This is a genomic window from Pseudoduganella sp. GCM10020061, from assembly GCF_042683405.1.
GTDB lineage: Bacteria > Pseudomonadota > Gammaproteobacteria > Burkholderiales > Burkholderiaceae_D > Telluria.
The window spans coordinates 243,084-260,988 of the sequence record NZ_JBHUJS010000010.1; the positions used below are offsets into that span (position 1 = coordinate 243,084).

The following is a 17,905-nucleotide window of genomic DNA, read 5'->3' on the forward strand; positions in this document are numbered from 1 at the left end:
TTTCCACACTGCGGAAATGGGGTCTGTCCCCATTATTGGGTCTGGTGCTGGCTGGCTGTGCGAGCGCGCCGCCAGCGCCGATCGAGATCAACCTGGTTGCCATGAACGATTTCCACGGGAATCTGGAAGCCAGTAAATTTACCCATCCCGGCCCCGACGGCAAACCGGTCGCGGTCCAGGCGGGCGGTATTGGCGCGCTGGCCGCGGCGGTGACCGCGTGGCGCGCACAGGATCCTGAGCTGGTGCTGGTCGGGGCAGGCGATCTGGTAGGCGGCACGCCGGCCATGTCGTCGATGTGGAACGATGAGCCGACCATCAATGCGCTGAACCTGCTCGGCATGAATTTCAGCTCGGTCGGCAACCACGAGTTCGACAGCGGGCGCATCGAACTGATGCGCAAGCAGAAGGGCGGCTGCGAGACCCCGCGCGCCGACAAGGCCTGCAAGCTGGCGCCGGACTTCAGCGGCGCAAAGTTCCAGTACCTGGCCGCGAACGTGATCGACAAGGCGACCGGCAAACCGTTCCTGCCGGCCTGGCGCATCGAGGAAGTGCGCGGCGTGAAGATCGGCTTCATCGGCGCGGTCCTGCAAGGCACGCCCGAGCTGGTGCTGGCGTCCGGCATCGCTGGACTCGCGTTCGAGGACGAGGCAACTGCCATCAACCGTGTCATGCCCGAGCTGCGCGCCGCCGGCGCGACCGTGTTCGTGGTCCTGATCCACGAAGGCGGCAGCACGAAGGAGCCGTATCACAAGCAGGACTGCACAACCCTGACCGGTCCGATCGTCGACATTTCGAAGAAGCTGGATCCGGCCGTGCGCCTGGTCGTCAGCGGCCACACGCATACGGGCTTCCAGTGCAAGGTGGAAGGCCGCACGATCACGCAAGCGGAATATGCGGGGCACATGCTTACCCGGATCAAGCTGACGATCGATCCGGCCACCCGCGCGCTGCAGGGCGTGCAGACGAATAACGTGGTGGTCAAGCCGGGCGATTTTCCGCAGGTGCAGGCAGTGGCCGACTACCTGGACACGGTCCGCCAGCGCAGCCAGGCAGCACTGGCGAAACCGGTCGGCCGGAGCGCCGTGCGCAGCGTGGAGCGCCGCCTGAACCCGGCCGGCGAGTCGCCGCTGGGCGGCATCGTGGCGGACGCGGTGCTGGCGGCAACCAAAGACCACGGCGCTGACATCGGCCTGATCAACACGGCCGGTGTACGCAAGGACCTGGAATCGGGCGCCGACGGCGTCGTCACCTACGGCCAGGCGCAGGCGGTGCTGCCGTTCGCGAACACGCTGTTGGTGATGGAGCTGACCGGCCGCCAGCTGGTCGAGATGCTCGAGATGCAGTGGATGCGCGAGAACGTGGACGCGCGCCACTCGATGCTGCAGGTGTCCAGGAACGTTACCTACCAGTGGGACAGCGAGCGCCCGCGCGGGTCGCGCGTCGTGCCTGGCAGCGTGCTGGTCAATGGCCAGCCGGTCGATCCGGACAAGGTGTACCGCGTGGCGGCGAACAACTTCCTGGCCGAAGGCGGCGACGGCTTCCCGATCTTTATCAAGGTGCCCAAGCACGCCACGCAGATCGTCGATATCGATGCATTCATCGACTACCTGGCCAAGGGCGGGCTGGCCCAGCCGGCAGCCTTTGCCGCGCCGGCGCCGCGTATCGTCCGGGTGAAATGAGGAGCCTGCCGATGCGCCGCCGCCTGCTTGGCCTGCTCGCCTTCCTCGCCGGAAGCGCGCACGCACAGTTCACGATACCCGGCTATGAGCTGGTGCAGACCGCGCCCGTCGAAACCGCGCTCGAAAGCCGCGACCTGCGCGATCCGGTCACCGTGTGGTCCGCGATGTTCGACGCCGCGCGCGACGAGATCGTCATCGGCCAGTTCTATGCCGTCAGCCGTGCCGGCACGCCGTTCGAGAAAGTCATGCAAAGCCTCGCCGCCGCCGGCGCGCGCGGCGTGAAGATCCGCTTCCTGATCGACAAGAAGGGCGTCGGCATGTCGGAGCCGGAAACGCTGGAGCGGCTGCGCAAGATCCCCAACCTCGAGATGCGCGTCCTCGACTATTCGCAGCTGACCGGCAACGGCATCATCCACGCCAAGTACCTGGTCGTGGACCGCAAGACCGCTTTTGTCGGCAGCCAGAACTTCGACTGGCGCGCCTTCACCCACATCCACGAGACCGGCCTGCGCATCACCGATCCGGCCATGGTGGCGCAGGTGCAGGCGATCTTCGAGAAGGACTGGAACGCGCAGGGCCAGCTCGCCGCCGGCGTCAAGCTCGCGCCCCTGGCGCCCGCCAGCGTTGCCCCGACCGTTGTCGGCGACCAGCAGTTGCTGGCCAGCCCGCACGGGATGAACCCGGCCGGCGTGCCCGATTCCGAAGCGGCGCTGCCTGCGCTGCTGGCCGAAGCGAAGAACGAGATCCGCATCCAGGTGCTCGACTACGCGCCGCTCAGCTACGGCCCCAACGGCACCCGTCCGTATTACGGCCTGATCGACAACGCGCTGCGCGCAGCCGCAACGCGCGGCGTCAAGGTCCGGCTCCTGGTCTCCAACTGGAATACCGAGAAGCCCGCGATCGCCTACCTCAAGAGCCTGGCGCTGGTGCCTAACGTGGAGGTGAAGATCGTCACGCTGCCCCAGGCGTCGGGCGGCTTCATCCCGTTCGCGCGCGTCATTCACAGCAAGACCATGGTCATCGACGGCAAGACCGCCTGGATCGGCACCAGCAATTTCGCTGGCGGCTACTTCGACAAGTCGCGCAACCTCGAAGTGGTGCTGCGTAACGAGAAGATGGCGCAGCGCGTGCTGCAGACGCAGGACCAGGTGTGGAACTCCCAGTACGCCGCACCGATCGATGTCAGCAAAGATTATCCGAAGCCGAACAAGAGCGGCGAATCACCCAAGTCCAAGGAATAAGCAATGAAGAAACTCGCATGTGTGCTGGCGCTGGCCAGCGTATTTGCCGCCACCAACGCGCACGCGTGGGGCAACGACGGCCACCGCGCGGTGGGCGCGATCGCCGACAAGCTGCTCAAGGGCACCAACGCACAGAAGCAGCTGGCCGCGATCCTGTTCCCGGGCGAGTCGCTCGAATCGATCGCCAACTGGGCCGACTGCGTGAAGGGCAACTACTGCGGCCCGCAGACCCCGGAAATGGTCGGCTACGTGGAAGCCAATCCGAAGCACGGCACCTACCACTACACCGACGTGCCATACCAGCACAGCCACTACGAAGATGGCGCGCCAGGCGCGTTCGAGGACGATATCGTCCAGACCCTGAAGCAGGCGATCGCCGTGCTGCAAGGAAAGGCCGACAAGGACCCGTCGCTGAATCCGCACAAGTTCACCAAGCGCCAGGCGCTGATGCTGCTGGTTCACATGACCGGCGACATCCACCAGCCGCTGCACGTGGGCGCAGCCTACGTCGGCAAGGACGGCAAGTTCACGATCCCGAAAACGCACCACGACATCGACACGGTCAATATCTTCGATTCGCGCGGCGGTAATAATTTCCTGCTCGACGAAGGCAAGGTCGCGGCCATGGACGCTGCCCACATTCCGGGCCAGCCACGTCCGGTAAAGGAAGGCGTGCCGAAGGCGCTGACCAAGCCGTTCCACTCGTACTGGGATACCACGGTCGTCGACTACGCGATGCGCCGCAGCAGCACCAGGACGCCTGACCAGTTCGCGCAGTACGTCATCGACAGCAAGCCGGTCGTGGCGGCAAATTCGGGCGAACCGACGACCTGGCCTTACCAGTGGGCCAACGATGCGCTCGCCCAGTCGAAGCTGGCGTACGCTAACGTGGTTCCGGGGCCGTTCCAGCAGCAAGTCAGCAAGAAAGGCGAGACCTATTACACCTGGTCGCTGGAAGTGCCGCAGGATTATCCGGTGCCGAGCTCCGCGCTGGCACGCACGCAGCTGATCAAGGGCGGCTACAACCTGGCCGCCGTACTGACCGCCATCTGGCCATAAAAGGAGACCGACATGCGCTATCCGACGACCTGCATCCTGATCTGCGCAGTCGTCGGCGCGCCTGTCGCTGCCGCCCCCGCGCTGCCGCTGTGGGAGGTGGGCGTCATCGGCGGGACAGTCTCCATGCCCGCCTATCCCGCATCCGCCGACCGCTCCACGCGCGGCATTGTCTTCCCTTACCTTGTCTATCGCGGCAAGGTGTTCCGTTCCGACGAATCCGGCCTGCTGGCGCGCGTGCTGCGCACCGAACGCATGGAGCTGGACATGGGCTTTGCCGCGTCGCTGCCGACGCGTTCCGGAGCGGTCGATGCACGCGAGGGCATGCCCAACCTGGGCGCGCTGGGCGAGTTCGGCCCGCGCCTGAAGGTCAAGGTCGGCAACCCGGATACCACCAAGGTACGCTTCGAATTGCCCGTGCGCGCCGTGGTCGAGGCGCGCGGCGGCCTGCACCACCGCGGCTGGACAGCGGAACCCCGCCTGACCTGGGGCACCGAGGACCCCGCAAGGCGGCTCTCCGTCGGCACCAGCTTCAGCGCCGTGTTTGGCGACCGTTCGATCAACCGCTACTTCTACGAGGTCGCGCCGCAGTACGCGACGCCGGCCCGTCCCGCCTACGCGGCGGACAGCGGCCTGGTGCTGCTGCGCCTGGGCGCGAGCGCCAACTACAAGCTCACGCGCGACGTGCGCCTGTACGGCTATGTGCGCGCGGAGAGTTATTCGCGCGCGGCCAACCGCGACAGCCCCTTGCACCTCAAGTCCACGGGCATCGCCGGCGGCTTCGCTGTCGCGTGGATCATGAAGCGCTCGTCCCGTCCAGCTGCCGACTGAGCGCACCGGCATGAGAGCCGCTCTCGGGATGCTCGTGACGGCCGTCATCGTCTACGCCGGGTTTTGCGCGCTGATGTTCTTCCAGCAGCGCTCGCTGATGTATTTCCCCACGCCGCCGGCGCCAGCCCCTGCCGGGACGGCGGTGCTTGCGTTGCAGGTGGATGGGGCCAGGCTCGCGGTGACTGCGCTGCGCCAGGACCGGCCGAATGCGCTGCTGTACTTTGGCGGCAATGCGGAGGACGTGAATGGTAGCGTCGGAGAGTTGTCGGCCGCGTTCCCGGACCATGCCATCTACCTGATGCAGTACCGCGGCTACGGCCGCAGCAGCGGCACGCCGACCGAACGTGCGCTGGTGGCGGACGCACTTGCGCTGTTCGACTCGGTGCGCGCGCGGCATGCCCGTATCGACGTGGCGGGACGCAGCCTGGGTAGCGGCGTAGCGGTCCAGCTGGCGAGCGCGCGCCCGGTCGGGCGTCTCGTGCTGGTCACGCCATTCGACAGCTTGCGCGACGTGGCCGCTGGCCATTACAGGTGGCTCCCCGTGCGCTGGCTGATGCGCGACCGCTATGACTCCGGCGCGCATGCGCCAGGCATATCGGCGCCGACCACGCTGGTCGCGGCGGAGCACGACGAGATCATTCCCACGGGGCAGACCGAAACGCTGTTCAAGCGCTTTCCTGCCGGGGTGGCCGAGATGGTTGTGATCGAGGGTGCTGCCCACAACACGATCTCGCTGAATCCCCGCTATATCGAGGCGCTCAGGGGCGGGCCGGCTGCGCTGGCAAGGAAAGGTGACTAGCAGGACCTGGATGTCACGATAGCGCTGTGCGGTTCCTCGCTGCCCGCTCCAGCATCAGTTCGCGTTCGCGCGTATTGCCCGCCAATGCCGCGGCGCGTTCGAACTCGGCGCAGGCTTCGGGCCGGCGGCCGAGTTGTTCCAGCAGGTCGCCTCGCACGGCGGGCAGCCATTGGTAGTCCTGCAGCGTGCGTTCGCTCCCGAGCGCATCGACGACGTCCAGCGCCTGCTGAGGACCATAGGCCATCCCCACGGCCACTGCGCGGTTCAGTTCCACGACCGGGGAGGGCGCGGCGCGCGACAGCTCCTCGTAGACCGCAACGATCGCGCGCCAGTCGGTATCGGCAAAGGTGGCGGCGCGCGCGTGGCATGCGGCGATCTCCGCCTGCAGCTGGTACGGTCCGCGCCCGCCGCCGGCAAGCGCCGCACGCGCGAGCGAGGCGAGCCCGAGGCCGATCAGGTCCGCGTCCCACTGCGTGCGGTCCTGGTCGCGCAGCAGGACCGGCCGGCCGTTCGCGTCGGCGCGGGCTTTCGCGCGCGAGGCCTGCAATTCCATCAGCGCGACCAGCCCATGCACTTCGGGTTCGCCTGGTGCGAGCCGGGCCAGCAGGCGGCCCAGCCGCAAGGCCTCGTCGCACAGGGCAGGGCGCATCCAGTCGTCGCCCGAGGTGGCGGTGTAGCCTTCGTTAAAGATGAGGTAGACCACCTGGAGCACCGTGTCCAGGCGTTCCGCGAGCGCGTCCGGCGGGGGCAGCTCGAAGGGCACCTGCGCATCGCGCAGCGTGCGCTTGGCGCGCACCAGGCGCTGGGCCAGCGTCGCCTCCGGCACCAGGCATGCGCGCGCGATCTCCTGCGTGGTCAGGCCGGCGACTGTCTTCAGTGTCAGCGCGATGCGCGCTTCGGTAGACAGGACGGGATGGCAGGCAGTGAAGATCAGGCGCAGCACGTCGTCGCCGATGACGTCGTTGCGCGCCGCATCCAGGCCGTCCACGAAATCGGGAACGACCAGCGCCTCCTGCGCTTCGAGGTCCAGTCCGATCTCCTGCAGCTTCTCCTGCAGGACCTTGTCGCGGCGCATGCGGTCGAATGCGCCATTCTTCGCGGCCGTCATCAGCCAGGCTCCGGGGTTGTCGGGGATGCCCGATGCGGGCCAGTGCTCCAGCGCGGAGACCAGCGCATCCTGCGCCAGCTCTTCGGCCAGGCCGACGTCGCGCACGATGCGCGCAACGGCGGCGACGATCCTGGCGGACTCGCGCCGCCAGACGCTGGCAATGATCCGGCCGGCCCCTGGATGCATCAGACGGCGGGTGGAGTCGCGTTCGGATCCATGTACGACAGCTCCCATACGTGGCCGTCGAGGTCCTCGAAGCCGTGGCCGTACATGAATCCATAGTCCTGCACCGGGTTGGGCGCGCGGCCGCCGGCGGCGACCGCCTTGGCGACCAGCTCGTCCACCTCCTCGCGGCTGTCGCAGGACAGGCAGGTCAGCACTTCGGTGGTCTTGAATGCGTCGGAGATCGGCTTGGTGGTGAAGGTCTGGAAGAAGCTCTCCACGAGCAGCATTGCGAAGATGTTCTCCCCGATGACCATGCAGATTCCCTGCTCGTTGCTGAACTGCGGATTGAAGCTGAAGCCGAGCGCGGAAAAGAATTCCTTGGCCCGATTGATGTCCTTGACTGGCAGGTTGACGTAGATTTGCTTGTGCATGGCGATATTCCCTCAGGTTGATGGCCGGCAGAGTGCCGCTTTCAACAACGACGACGAACGGGCGCGTCCGGATTCGACACGCACGGCAAAAAAATTTTTCAGGAAGCTTCGTAGCAGGGCGCCAGGGCGCGCACCTCGACCGTCGCCCATTCGGCGGCGGGGCAGCGGGCGGCGAGGGCGACTGCCTCCTCGCGCGACTTCACATTCACCATGAAGAAGCCGCCGATCATCTCCTTGGCTTCCGCGAACGGGCCATCCAGCACGCGCGGCTTGCCGCCTTCGACGCGCACGCGCGCCGCCGAATCCAGGCCGGCCAGCGACTCGCCACCAAGCAGCGTGCCTTCGGCGTGCAACTCGGCGCCAAACTGCAGCATGCGGTCGTAGAGCGCGCGCCCCTCCGCATCGGAGCGCGTGGCGCGCTGGCCGACAGGTTCATGAATCAGCAGCATGTAAGTCATGATCGAACTCCCCGGGTAACGATGTCGCATATTCTAAGCGCAGGCGGTCCGGAAGTATGCAAGACCGCCTTCCACGTTGCCATAACATCGCCTTCATGTGATGATGGTGTGTCTACCAACAGTCAGGACGCACCGATGACAACTGCCCGCTTCGATTTGACCTCTTCGACGATTTCCGATGCCCAGCGCGACATGCGGCATGCTTATTACGGCGGTGCGCCCGGTGTGCTGACCTCGGGCCTCGCGTGGGCGATGGCGGCGCTGGTCTGCTATCAGCTATCGCCACAGCAGGCGATCTGGGCGCTGTTTATCGGCGGGATGTTCATCCATCCGGTCGCGGTGGTAGTTACCAAAATGCTGGGACGGCCCGGCAATCACACGCCCGGCAATCCGCTCGGCGCGCTGGCGATGGCGTCCACGATCTGGATGATCCTCTGCCTGCCGCTTGCGTATGGAGTCTCGCTGCTGCGCATCGAGTGGTTCTTCCCCGCGATGCTGGCGATTATCGGCGGGCGTTACCTGACTTTCTCGACCATGTACGGCGGCAGGATGTACTGGGCCTGCGGCGCTGCGCTGGCCATCGCGGGATGGCTGCTGTTCCAGGCGAAGGCGTCGCCCGCAACCGCGGCGGCGGCTGGCGCAGCAATCGAGTGTGTGTTCGCGGTCCTCATCTTCAAGACGACTCCGCGCGAAGGCGAGGTTGCGGTGCTCGCACAATCCACCTGAATTCGTAGAACGGGTTTTTCAAATGAAGCTGAGATGGATCGCCGCAGTCGCGGCGCTGGCGGCAAGCAGCGCAAGCATGGCGCAGGACTTCTGCGCGCATCGCGATACCAACAGCCTGGTATGGAATAAGGCTTTCGCAGCGGAGGTGAAGCGCTACTTCGGCGGCAGCAAGGGGTATCTCTACTGGGACAAGGCGACCATCGCCTCGCAGGTTCTCGCGGGACTGGGCGGCCCGCCGGACGCCATCAGGCGACTGGACGGGAACATGGCGATTGCATCGGCGTGCCGCGCGCACAGCTGCATGGAGAAAGCCGCGGTGGTGATCGCGTGTCCTGCCACCATCGTCGCCATCGGCGCGATCCATTATTCTCCGACTTCAGGGGAGGGATGGACGGACAGGCCGGAGCTCACGCTGTTTTCGGATGGGTCCAACCAGCAGGCCCACGACGCCCTCAAGCAATGGGCAGCGGCGGCGTTGGGCGACAAGTTCGACGGCATGCCGGTTCACGTGCGGTCTCCCCTACAGACGTCATCCCGAAAGCGATGAGCCGCATGCGCCACGCGGCAGGATTCGGCCTGAGCTTCTTCACCGCCGCAGCGTTGATGTACCTCTTCTTCGGATACAGCCACCTCGTGCCCGGTGAGATCGCCCTGGTCGCCATTCCGCTCGTCGCGGTGTGCGCCGGTTACCTGCAAGGTATGGTGCTGGGGCACCAGTACTACGTGAGCATCGGCTGCGGTTCTTTCCTGGCCTTGCTGGCGATGTGGGTGCCGGTGGTCGTTGTCACCTACGGATTTGCGCTGATGGGCGTGCCGGTGCTGGTGGTCCTGGCCGGCTGCGCAGCCTGGGGAGCGCAGTTGTCAAAGGAGCTGGCGCGCAAATAGAAAGTCCCTCGTGGCGGATTTCGCCATAAATGGGCCGATTCCGCCAACCCCACTGTAAGCGATAAAAAAAAGCGGCCCGCGGGCCGCTTTTCTATCGCTGGAATGATCAGCGGGATTTGACGAACGGCTTGCCGATCGCTTTCGGCGCCACCGACTTGGCCATGAAGCCCGCCAGCACCACCACCGTGACCACGTAAGGGATCATCTGGATCAGCGAGCCCGGGATGCGGCCCACGACCGGCAGGTCCACGCCTTCCATCTGGATCTGCAGCGCGCTGAAGAAGCCGAACATGATGCAGCCCAGGGCCGTGTAGAACGGACGCCAGTTACCGAACACCATCGCGGCCAGCGCCAGGTAGCCTGCACCGGCCGACATGTCGCGCAGGAAGAAGCCGCTCTGCACGATCGACAGGTAGGCGCCCGAGAAGGAGCACAGTACGCCTGCGATCAGCATGGCCATGTAGCGGGTGCGCGCGACCGACACGCCGGCGGCGTCCGCGGCATGCGGATTCTCTCCGCAGGCGCGCAGGCGCAGGCCGAAGCGCGAGTGGTACAGCACCCAGTGCACGATCGGGATCAGCAGGAAGGCCAGGTAGGTCAGCACCGAATGGCCGCCCAGCACGCTGCCGTAGAACCAGCCGACGAACGGAATGTCGCGCAGCGCCTCTGTGCCCGGCAGGACGATGTCGAACAGGCGGAAGTCGCCCAGGTCCGGCGTGCGGCCGCCCTGCTGGAAGAAGTACTGCGCCACCACGAAAGTCAGGCCGCTCATGGCGATGTTGACCGCGATGCCGCCGACCAGCTGGTTGCCCTTTTGCGTGATGCTGACAAAGCCCTGCAGCAGCGCGAGCGCGGCCGAGACGGCAATGCCGGCGGCGATACCCGCCCATGGGTTCTGCAGCGTATAGGCGACAGCGGCGGACGCGAATGCGCTGGCCAGCATCTTGCCTTCGAGCGCGAGGTCGATCACGCCGGAGCGTTCGGCGAACAGGCCGGCCATGGCTGCGAACAGCAGCACCGGAGCATTGCGGATGGTCGCGACGACCATACTGGAGAATTGGAAGTCTTCGAACATGGCTTATCCTTTCCGGCGCAGGTTGATCGCCTTCATGATCGCCGGCGCGTACAGGTTTTCCATCGCGCCGCAGAACAGGATGATCAGGCCCTGGATGAAGATGAAGGTCTCCTGCGGGATATTCGGTTTTTCCAGCGACAGGTCGAAGCCGCCCTGGATCAGCGCGCCGAACAGCACCGCCGACAGGAATATGCCGACCGGATGCTGGCGTCCCATCAGCGCGATCGCGATGCCGACGAAGCCGGCGCCGGCCGGGAAGTTCAGGCTCAGGTAGTGGGTCGAGCCCATGATCGAGTTGACCGCCGCCAGGCCGGCAAGCGCGCCGGAAATCAGCATCGCCACGATGATCATGCGGCCGATCGACACGCCCGCGTAGTGCGCCGCATCCTGGTTCAGGCCAGTTGCGCGCAGCTCGTAGCCCCACGACGAGCGCCACACCATCACGCCGTAGATCGCCAGCGCAGCGATCGCGATCAGGAAGCCGATGTTGAGCGGGGTGTCGCCGAGGATCGGGAACAGGGTGTTCAGGCGCGGCATGAAGGCCGCTTCCGCGAACACGCGGCTGGCCGGATTCTGTTCGCCTTCCGGAATCATCTTCAGGATCAGGAAGTTCATCAGGCTCGCGGCGATGAAGTTGAACATGATCGTGGTGACGACGATGTGGCTGCCGCGGCGCGCCTGCAGCCAGGCCGGAAGCCAGGCCCACAGGGCGCCGAACACCGCTGCGGCGACCATGGCCACCGGGATCAGGAGCCAGGCGGGCAGGGTGGCGTCGAACGCCAGCATGGCCAGCGTGAGTCCCAGGCCGCCGATGTACATCTGGCCCTCGGCGCCGATGTTGAACAGGCCCGCCTTCATGGCGATCGAAACCGCCAGGCCGGTAAAGATGAAGGTGGACGCGTAGAACAGCGTGTACGACAGGCCTTCCGGATTGATGATCGCGCTGTTGATCAGGATCTGCAGCGACTCGACCGGGTCTTCGCCCAACAGGTGGATGACCAGCGCGGCGACCAGCAGCGCCGAGACCAGGTTCAGGACGGGCAGGGCGAACGCCGTGGCCCAGCGTGGGAGCTCAGTCTTTTTCATGATGTGTGCATCCCTCCCATCAGGAGGCCGATGCGGGTGGTATCGAATTCTTCAATTTTGAGTTCGCCGGTGATGCGGCCGCCCGACATGACGATGATGCGGTCGGCCAGCGCGCGCACTTCTTCCAGTTCGACCGACACCAGCAGGATGCCGACGCCTTCGTCGCGCATCTTGAGCAGCTGGGTATGGATCGATTCGATGGTGCCGATGTCGACGCCGCGTGTCGGCTGGCCGACCAGCATCAGCTTCGGTCCTGCCGCCACTTCGCGCGCGATCACGACTTTCTGCTGGTTGCCGCCGGAGAGCAGGCCGATGCGCAGGTCCGGATTGTTGGGGCGGACGTCGAAGGCCTTGAGCAGGCCGGCGCAGCGCGCCTTGATCGCCTTGAGGTCGAACAGGCCCCAGCGGTTCTTGACGCTGTCCTGGTAGCCGAACACGGTGTTCTGTTCGACCGAAAAGTCCTTGATCACGCCGTCGCGCAGGCGGTCTTCCGGCACGTGGCCGATGCCCAGCTTGCGGAACACTTTCGGCAGGCCGTCCGGATCGTGGCGGCCCGCGAACGGCAGGTCCTTGCCGAGGAATTGCACGCGGCCCGCGGAAGGCAGGCGCATGCCCGACAGGATCTGCATCAGTTCACTCTGGCCGTTGCCCGAGACGCCCGCGATGGCGACGATCTCGCCCGCGCGCAGCGAGAACGAGATGTCGTCCAGTTGCTTGACGTTGTTCGAGTCGACCAGGGCCAGCTTGTCCACGTCCAGCAGCACTTCGCCCGGGTTGTACGGAGCGCGCGGCAATTCGTTCTGGATCGGGCGGCCCACCATCAGGCCGGCCAGTTCTTCCTTCGAGGTGGTCGCGGTCTGCACCGCGCCGGCCACGCGGCCCGCGCGCATCACGGTCACCTCGTCGGTGATTTCCATGATCTCGCCCAGCTTGTGCGTGATGAGGATGATGGTTTTGCCCTGCTCCTTGAACAGGCGCAGGATATCGAACAGCGACGCGGTTTCCTGCGCGGTCAGCACGGCGGTCGGTTCGTCCAGGATCAGGATGTTGGCGCTGCGGTAGATCTGCTTGAGGATCTCCACGCGCTGCTGGGCGCCGACCGACAGGTCTTCGATCTTCGCCAGCGGGTCCAGCTGCAGGTTGTAGCGCTGGCAGATCTCGCGCAGCTTCGCTTCGACTTCGCCGCGCTGCCTGGCCAGCTTGAAGCCGCCTTCGCTGCCGAGCATGACATTGTCCAGCACCGTGAAATTCTCGACCAGCATGAAGTGCTGGTGCACCATGCCGATCCCCAGTTCGATCGCTTCATGGCTGTTGCGGATGGTGCGGTGCTGGCCGTCGATGAGCACATCGCCGCTGTCGGCATGGTAGTAGCCGTACAGGATGCTCATGAGGGTCGACTTGCCCGCGCCGTTCTCGCCGATCACGCCGTGGATCGAGCCCTTGGCGATCGAAAAGCTGACGTCGGCATTCGCTTGCACGGCCCCGAAGGCCTTGCTGATGTGGCGAAATTCAACAGCTGGCTGCATAGAAGATCTTCTAGTAATTGAAACGCGCCGCCGGGCCATTCAACCCGGGCGGCGCGTTTGGTAGTGGCGTTAAAAATCAGACCGGGCAGCTGTTCGCGGCACGGTAGTCGATGACCTTGATCTTGCCGCCGACGATGGCAGCCTTGGTTTCATTGACCTTCTTTTCGATGGCAGGGGTGACGACAGCGCGGTTGTTCTTGTCCAGCGCCCAGTCCACGCCTCCATCCTTCAGGCCCTTGTAGGTGATGCCTGGCTTCCAGGTGCCGTTCTTCACTTGCATGAAGGAGTCGTACACCGCCACGTCCACGCGCTTGACCATCGAGGTCAGCATGGTGCCCGGATGCAGGTGGTTCTGGTTGGAGTCCACGCCGATCGCCAGCTTGCCTTTTTCCTTGGCCTTCTGCAGCGCGCCCAGGCCCGAACCGCCGGCCACGGCAAACACCACGTCCGCGCCACGGTCGAACTGCGCACGCGCCAGTTCGCCGCCCTTGGCCGGATCGTTCCATGCGGCGGCAGTCGTGCCGACCATGTTCTGCATGATCTCGACCTTCGGCACCACCGACTTCGCTCCCTGGGCGTAGCCGCAGGCGAATGCGCGGATCAGCGGGATGTCCATGCCGCCCACGAAGCCGAGCTTCTTGGTCTTCGATGCCATCGCCGCGGCCACGCCGACGACGTAAGAACCTTCTTCTTCCTTGAACATGATCGAGTTGACGTTCGGGCTCTTGGCCACGGCGTCGATCAGCACGAATTTCACGTTCGGAAATTCCTTCGCCACCTTCTGCACGGCCTGCGCCTGCGAGAAGCCCACCGCCGCGATCAGGTCGACCTTCTTGCGCGCCAGTCCGCGCATCACCTGTTCGGATTGCGTATCGGACGAGGCCTGCACTTCCATGAACGAGATGCCGGTCTCTTTCTTGAAGCGCGAAGCGCCCTCGAATGCGGACTCGTTGAAGGACTTGTCGAACTTGCCGCCCGCGTCGTACACGATCGCCAGCTTGGGCGGATTCGCCGCAGCGGCGGTGCCTGCCGCGAACAGGGCCGCGATGGTGATGCTGAGATGCTTGAATTTCATAAGAATTGACTCCTGGAATTCCGATATTGTACCCGCCTAGCCCATCAATGCCAGCAAATTGCGATGGGTCCGCTCGAATTGTGTCAGTCCTGCGGCGAGTGCGTCGTTACCAATTGTTTCGAGGTCGATGCCATGCCTCGCCAGCTGCGCGATCGTGGCCAACGCCTGGTCGATGTCATCCTGTAAAGGCGTACTGACAGGCGCCGCATCACGAGGTGCGCCGAAGGCGGTTGCGTCGGCCACATGCACCGTCCCGGGCAGGGCGATGTGTTCGGTGAAGGCGTCGCTTGCCTCCGTCAGCGCGAGCATCTGCGGCACGGCGCCGAACGCGGCGAAGATGGCGAATCCGCTGTCGGCATGGAGGTCGCGCCAGGCCAGCCGCGCGCATGCGGCTGCGGCGGTGCCCCGCAGTGGCGCGGCGCACTGCCCGAGCTGCGCGTCCACCGCCGCATTCAGCGGGCCCACGGGCATGCTGGCGACACAGGCGATGCGCTGGACAGACAGCATGCCCTGCAGGCGGCGCGCCAGGCCGCGGCGGTGTGCGGCACGCACGGCGGACACATGGCGCGGAGTGAAGGCGAGGGTCGCATTCACGCCGATGCCGGCGTGGACGATGTCTTCGATGGCGGCGATCCCCGCCGCCGTCGCGGGCACCTTGACCAGCAGGTTGGGACGGCCGACGGCGGCGTGCAGGCGCAGGGCGGCGGCGAGGAGGGCCGGCGCGTCGTGCGCAGCAAAGGGCGGGAGGTCGGCGCTGACGAAGCCCGCGCGGCCGCTGCTGCCTTCATACGTCGCAGCGAGCAGGTCGCAGGCGCGGCGCAGGTCCGGCGCCTGCAAGGCGTCCAGGCGGTCCTGCGGGCCGCTGTGCGCCGCGCGCAGCGCAGGGAGCACGGCCTGGTAGGCGGGGCAGTTGGAAATTTCGTGGAGCAGGGCGGCCGGATTCGCGGCGACGCCGTGCAGTCCGTCGGCGACCAGGCGCGCCAGTGCGCCGGACTCGAGGCTTTCATGCGACAGGCTGTCCAGCCAGCGTTGCGGCGCCAGCGCGGCGCCCGTGTCGGACCGGGCGCGGGTTGCAGTTGCTTCGCTCATTTTTACTTTCCGTTACGTGATCCTTCGGGATGTCGCGATGGCGCAACAGCCCGTCACTGCACAATTGGAAGGAAAAGACTATGCAGCAGCCTTGTTAAAGATGACAAATACGTTTTTGCTTCGGGATTTATTCATCGGCAAAATAAATACAAAAGTGTCTTGATAACAATTTTTTGCCATATTTCATGCTAGGATGAATATTCTTTGCAATAACGGCCCCTCAGGCAAAGGCTGTATGCCTGTGGCGCCGGCAACCTCATTTCGTTCGGCTGATACTTAAGGAGCGCGCATGACCGTACCGACCACCAGGACCCTCGCCCGTTCACTGATCGCACTGGCTGTCGCCGGCGCGTTCCCGCTGCAGGCTTATGCCCAGGAGGCCCAGCCGGCCCCCGCGCCTGAAGCCGTCGCGGCGCCAGCGCAGTCGCCGCAGCCTGCCCCGGCCGCGCAGGAAGAACTGGAAACGGTGATCGTGACGGCAAACCGCCGCTCGGAAAACATCCGCGAGGTCCCGATGGCCATCACCACGCTGAGTGGCGAAAAGCTCGACGTGCTGACGTCTGCGGGCCAGGACATCCGCTTCCTTGCCGGCCGCTCGCCGTCGCTGAACGTGGAATCGGACTACGGCCGCTCGTTCCCGCGCTTCTACATCCGCGGCCTGGGCAACACCGACTTCGACCTGAACGCCTCGCAGCCGGTCGGCCTGGTGTACGACGACATCGTGCTCGAGTCGCCCATGCTCAAGGGCTTCCCCGTGTTCGACGTGGACCAGGTGGAAGTGCTGCGCGGTCCGCAGGGCACGCTGTTCGGCCGTAACTCGCCGGCCGGCGTGATCAAGTTCGACTCGGCGCGTCCGGGCGACAAGTTCGAAGGCTACGGCAGCATCGGCTTCGGCAAGGACCGCACCATCAACGCCGAGGGCGCGCTGAACGTGCCGCTCAACGAGAACATGGCGATGCGCTTCTCGCTGATGTCGCAGCACCGCGACGACCGCGTGCACAACGACCGTCCGAACGCGCCGGTCCGCGATCTCGAGGGCTACCACGACAACGCCGCGCGCATCCAGCTTCTGTACAAGAACCGCGACTTCAGCGCGCTGTTCGGCCTCAAGCACCGCGACATGACCGGCAACGCGACCCTGTTCCGCGCGAATATCATCAAGAAGGGCACCAACGACATCGTCGACGGCTGGCGCTACGACTACTACCCGACCGACGGCTACAACGAGCAGTGGCTGAAGAACACGGGCGCGAGCATGCGCCTGCGCTGGCAGTCCGGCGACCTGGCCTTCCATTCGATTACCGGCTACGAGAAGGCCAAGTTCTTCAGCTGGGGTGACGTGGATGGCGGCTTCGGCGCGGTGTACGCACCACCGATGGGTCCCGACTATCCGGGACAGCCTGCCTTCATCCCGTTCAACTCCGAGACGGCGGACGGCATGCCGCACCACAAGCAGCTGACGCAGGAGTTTCGCGTCGAGTCCAACTATAAGGGACCGATGCAGTGGATCGCCGGCGCCTACTACTTCAGCGAAGACCTGACGGTAGAGAGCTTTAACAAGGACACCTTCAACGGCGGCGCCCCGAAGGGCTACGCCGTGCAGAACCAGGATTCGACCTCGTGGGCGCTGTTCGGCTCCGTGAATTACCAGCTGACGGACAAGCTGAAGATGCGGGCGGGCGTACGCTACACCGACGACAAGAAGGACTTCGACGCGAAGCGCACCGTCAACCCGTTCACCGGCGCGCCGGACACCCTGGCCCACGCAACGGAAGTCGAATCCCACAATGTCAGCTGGGACCTGTCCGGCACCTATGAAATGAGCGCGGACACCAACCTGTACGCGCGCCTGGCAACCGGCTACCGCGCACCGTCGGTGCAGGGCCGCATCCTGTTTGGCGACACCATCTCGGTGGCAGACGCGGAGCGCGCGCGCTCGTTCGAGTTCGGCGTCAAGCAGGAGCTGTTCAACCGCCGCGCACGCGTGTCGGCGACCGTGTTCCGCTACGACGTCAAGGACCTGCAGCTGACCGCGGGCTCCGGCGCCGTCAACCAGAACCGCCTGGTCAACGCGGAGCGCGCGACCGGCCAGGGCATCGAACTGGACCTGCAGGCGATCCTGACCCCGGAACTGCGCATGACGCTGGGCGCCAGCTACAACGACACCATGATCAAGGACTCCGGCCTGTTCGTGTCCCCATGCGGCTCCGGCTGCACGGTGCTCGACCGCGCGGGCCCGCTGCCGGGCACCGTCTCGATCGACAACAACGACCTGCCGCGCGCGCCGAAGCTGACCGCCAACTTCACGCTGCGCTGGGCGCGTCCGCTGGGCGACGGCGAAGTGTTCGCGTACACCGACTGGGCTTATCGCAGCGAATACAATATGTTCCTGTACGAGGCCAAGGAGTACAACGCCAAGTCGCTGCTGGAAGGCGGCCTGCGCCTGGGCTACAAGTGGAACGACGGCCGCTATGAAGCCGCGATCTACGGCCGCAACATCACCAACAAGGTGCAGGTCACGGCGGCGATCGACTTCAACAACCTGACCGGCATCGTGAACGAGCCGCGCACCTACGGCATCCAGTTCAAGGCCTTCTTCTAACTAGCGCGGGGCCCCTGCGCACGCGGGGAAAAGCTGGCTACAAAAAAAAGAGGAACCCCGCAACGGGTTCCTC

General features: G+C 65.3%; 17 protein-coding genes. 9 read left to right on the plus strand and 8 right to left on the minus strand.

The window, feature by feature from the left end:
• Positions 1-101: 101 nt before the first annotated feature.
• From ACFSQR_RS14185 to ACFSQR_RS14205, 5 genes are read left to right on the plus strand one after another with little or no spacing between them, the layout of a single operon-like run.
• Positions 102-1,679: a bifunctional metallophosphatase/5'-nucleotidase gene (locus tag ACFSQR_RS14185; RefSeq protein WP_377730550.1), complete on the plus strand. Its 1,578-nt coding sequence runs from the start codon at positions 102-104 to the stop codon at positions 1,677-1,679.
• Positions 1,680-1,690: 11 nt separating this feature from the next.
• Entirely contained in the window at positions 1,691-2,920 is a 1,230-nt protein-coding gene (locus ACFSQR_RS14190) for a phospholipase D-like domain-containing protein (RefSeq protein WP_377730551.1), read from the plus strand.
• Between the two features lie 3 nt (positions 2,921-2,923).
• Positions 2,924-3,979 carry a S1/P1 nuclease gene (locus ACFSQR_RS14195; RefSeq protein WP_377730553.1) on the plus strand — a complete coding sequence of 352 codons (1,056 nt, stop codon included), beginning with the start codon at positions 2,924-2,926 and terminating at the stop codon, positions 3,977-3,979.
• Positions 3,980-3,991: 12 nt separating this feature from the next.
• Entirely contained in the window at positions 3,992-4,807 is an 816-nt protein-coding gene (locus ACFSQR_RS14200) for a MipA/OmpV family protein (protein ID WP_377730554.1), read from the plus strand.
• Positions 4,808-4,817: 10 nt separating this feature from the next.
• Positions 4,818-5,606 carry an alpha/beta hydrolase gene (locus tag ACFSQR_RS14205; protein ID WP_377730555.1) on the plus strand — a complete coding sequence of 263 codons (789 nt, stop codon included), beginning with the start codon at positions 4,818-4,820 and terminating at the stop codon, positions 5,604-5,606.
• A 13-nt stretch (positions 5,607-5,619) separates the two neighbouring features.
• On the opposite strand, the gene ACFSQR_RS14210 is transcribed toward ACFSQR_RS14205, so the two are convergent.
• The 3 genes from ACFSQR_RS14210 to ACFSQR_RS14220 all read right to left on the minus strand — a co-directional run bounded on the left by ACFSQR_RS14210 (position 5,620) and on the right by ACFSQR_RS14220 (position 7,768).
• Positions 5,620-6,900 (minus strand): RNA polymerase sigma factor, encoded by a 1,281-nt coding sequence (locus ACFSQR_RS14210; protein ID WP_377730556.1) that lies wholly within the window; start codon positions 6,898-6,900, stop codon positions 5,620-5,622.
• Positions 6,900-7,310, minus strand: a complete 411-nt coding sequence (locus tag ACFSQR_RS14215) for a VOC family protein (protein ID WP_377730557.1) — start codon at positions 7,308-7,310, stop codon at positions 6,900-6,902. Before ACFSQR_RS14215 ends, ACFSQR_RS14210 begins: the two co-directional genes overlap by 1 nt.
• A 98-nt stretch (positions 7,311-7,408) precedes the next feature.
• The gene (locus ACFSQR_RS14220) at positions 7,409-7,768 is read right to left on the minus strand and encodes a YciI family protein (RefSeq protein WP_377730558.1); all 360 of its coding nucleotides are present in this window, start codon (positions 7,766-7,768) and stop codon (positions 7,409-7,411) included.
• A gap of 135 nt (positions 7,769-7,903) precedes the next feature.
• Here ACFSQR_RS14220 and ACFSQR_RS14225 point away from each other — a divergent pair, with 135 nt between their 5' ends.
• The 3 genes from ACFSQR_RS14225 to ACFSQR_RS14235 are packed head-to-tail and all read left to right on the plus strand — an operon-like array spanning position 7,904 to position 9,379.
• A complete protein-coding gene (locus ACFSQR_RS14225) occupies positions 7,904-8,494 on the plus strand; it encodes a DUF7010 family protein (RefSeq protein ID WP_377730559.1) in 591 nt (196 codons plus the stop codon).
• A 22-nt stretch (positions 8,495-8,516) separates the two neighbouring features.
• Positions 8,517-9,041 carry a hypothetical protein gene (locus ACFSQR_RS14230; RefSeq protein ID WP_377730560.1) on the plus strand — a complete coding sequence of 175 codons (525 nt, stop codon included), beginning with the start codon at positions 8,517-8,519 and terminating at the stop codon, positions 9,039-9,041.
• Complete coding sequence (locus tag ACFSQR_RS14235) at positions 9,038-9,379, plus strand: hypothetical protein (protein WP_377730561.1); 342 nt, start codon at positions 9,038-9,040, stop codon at positions 9,377-9,379. Before ACFSQR_RS14230 ends, ACFSQR_RS14235 begins: the two co-directional genes overlap by 4 nt.
• 106 nt (positions 9,380-9,485) lie before the next feature.
• On the opposite strand, the gene ACFSQR_RS14240 is transcribed toward ACFSQR_RS14235, so the two are convergent.
• The 5 genes from ACFSQR_RS14240 to ACFSQR_RS14260 form a co-directional block, all read right to left on the minus strand.
• A complete protein-coding gene (locus tag ACFSQR_RS14240) occupies positions 9,486-10,454 on the minus strand; it encodes an ABC transporter permease (RefSeq protein WP_377730562.1) in 969 nt (322 codons plus the stop codon).
• A gap of 3 nt (positions 10,455-10,457) precedes the next feature.
• Entirely contained in the window at positions 10,458-11,540 is a 1,083-nt protein-coding gene (locus ACFSQR_RS14245) for an ABC transporter permease (protein ID WP_377730563.1), read from the minus strand.
• On the minus strand, positions 11,537-13,066 hold the full coding sequence (locus ACFSQR_RS14250) for an ABC transporter ATP-binding protein (protein ID WP_377730564.1): 1,530 nt from the start codon (positions 13,064-13,066) through the stop codon (positions 11,537-11,539). Before ACFSQR_RS14250 ends, ACFSQR_RS14245 begins: the two co-directional genes overlap by 4 nt.
• Positions 13,067-13,142: 76 nt before the next feature.
• Entirely contained in the window at positions 13,143-14,141 is a 999-nt protein-coding gene (locus ACFSQR_RS14255) for a BMP family protein (RefSeq protein ID WP_377730565.1), read from the minus strand.
• Positions 14,142-14,177: 36 nt separating this feature from the next.
• Positions 14,178-15,230 (minus strand): transaldolase family protein, encoded by a 1,053-nt coding sequence (locus tag ACFSQR_RS14260; protein ID WP_377730567.1) that lies wholly within the window; start codon positions 15,228-15,230, stop codon positions 14,178-14,180.
• 289 nt (positions 15,231-15,519) lie between these two features.
• Between ACFSQR_RS14260 and ACFSQR_RS14265 the strand changes: the two genes are divergently transcribed.
• Positions 15,520-17,832, plus strand: a complete 2,313-nt coding sequence (locus ACFSQR_RS14265) for a TonB-dependent receptor (RefSeq protein WP_377730568.1) — start codon at positions 15,520-15,522, stop codon at positions 17,830-17,832.
• Positions 17,833-17,905: the final 73 nt, after the last annotated feature.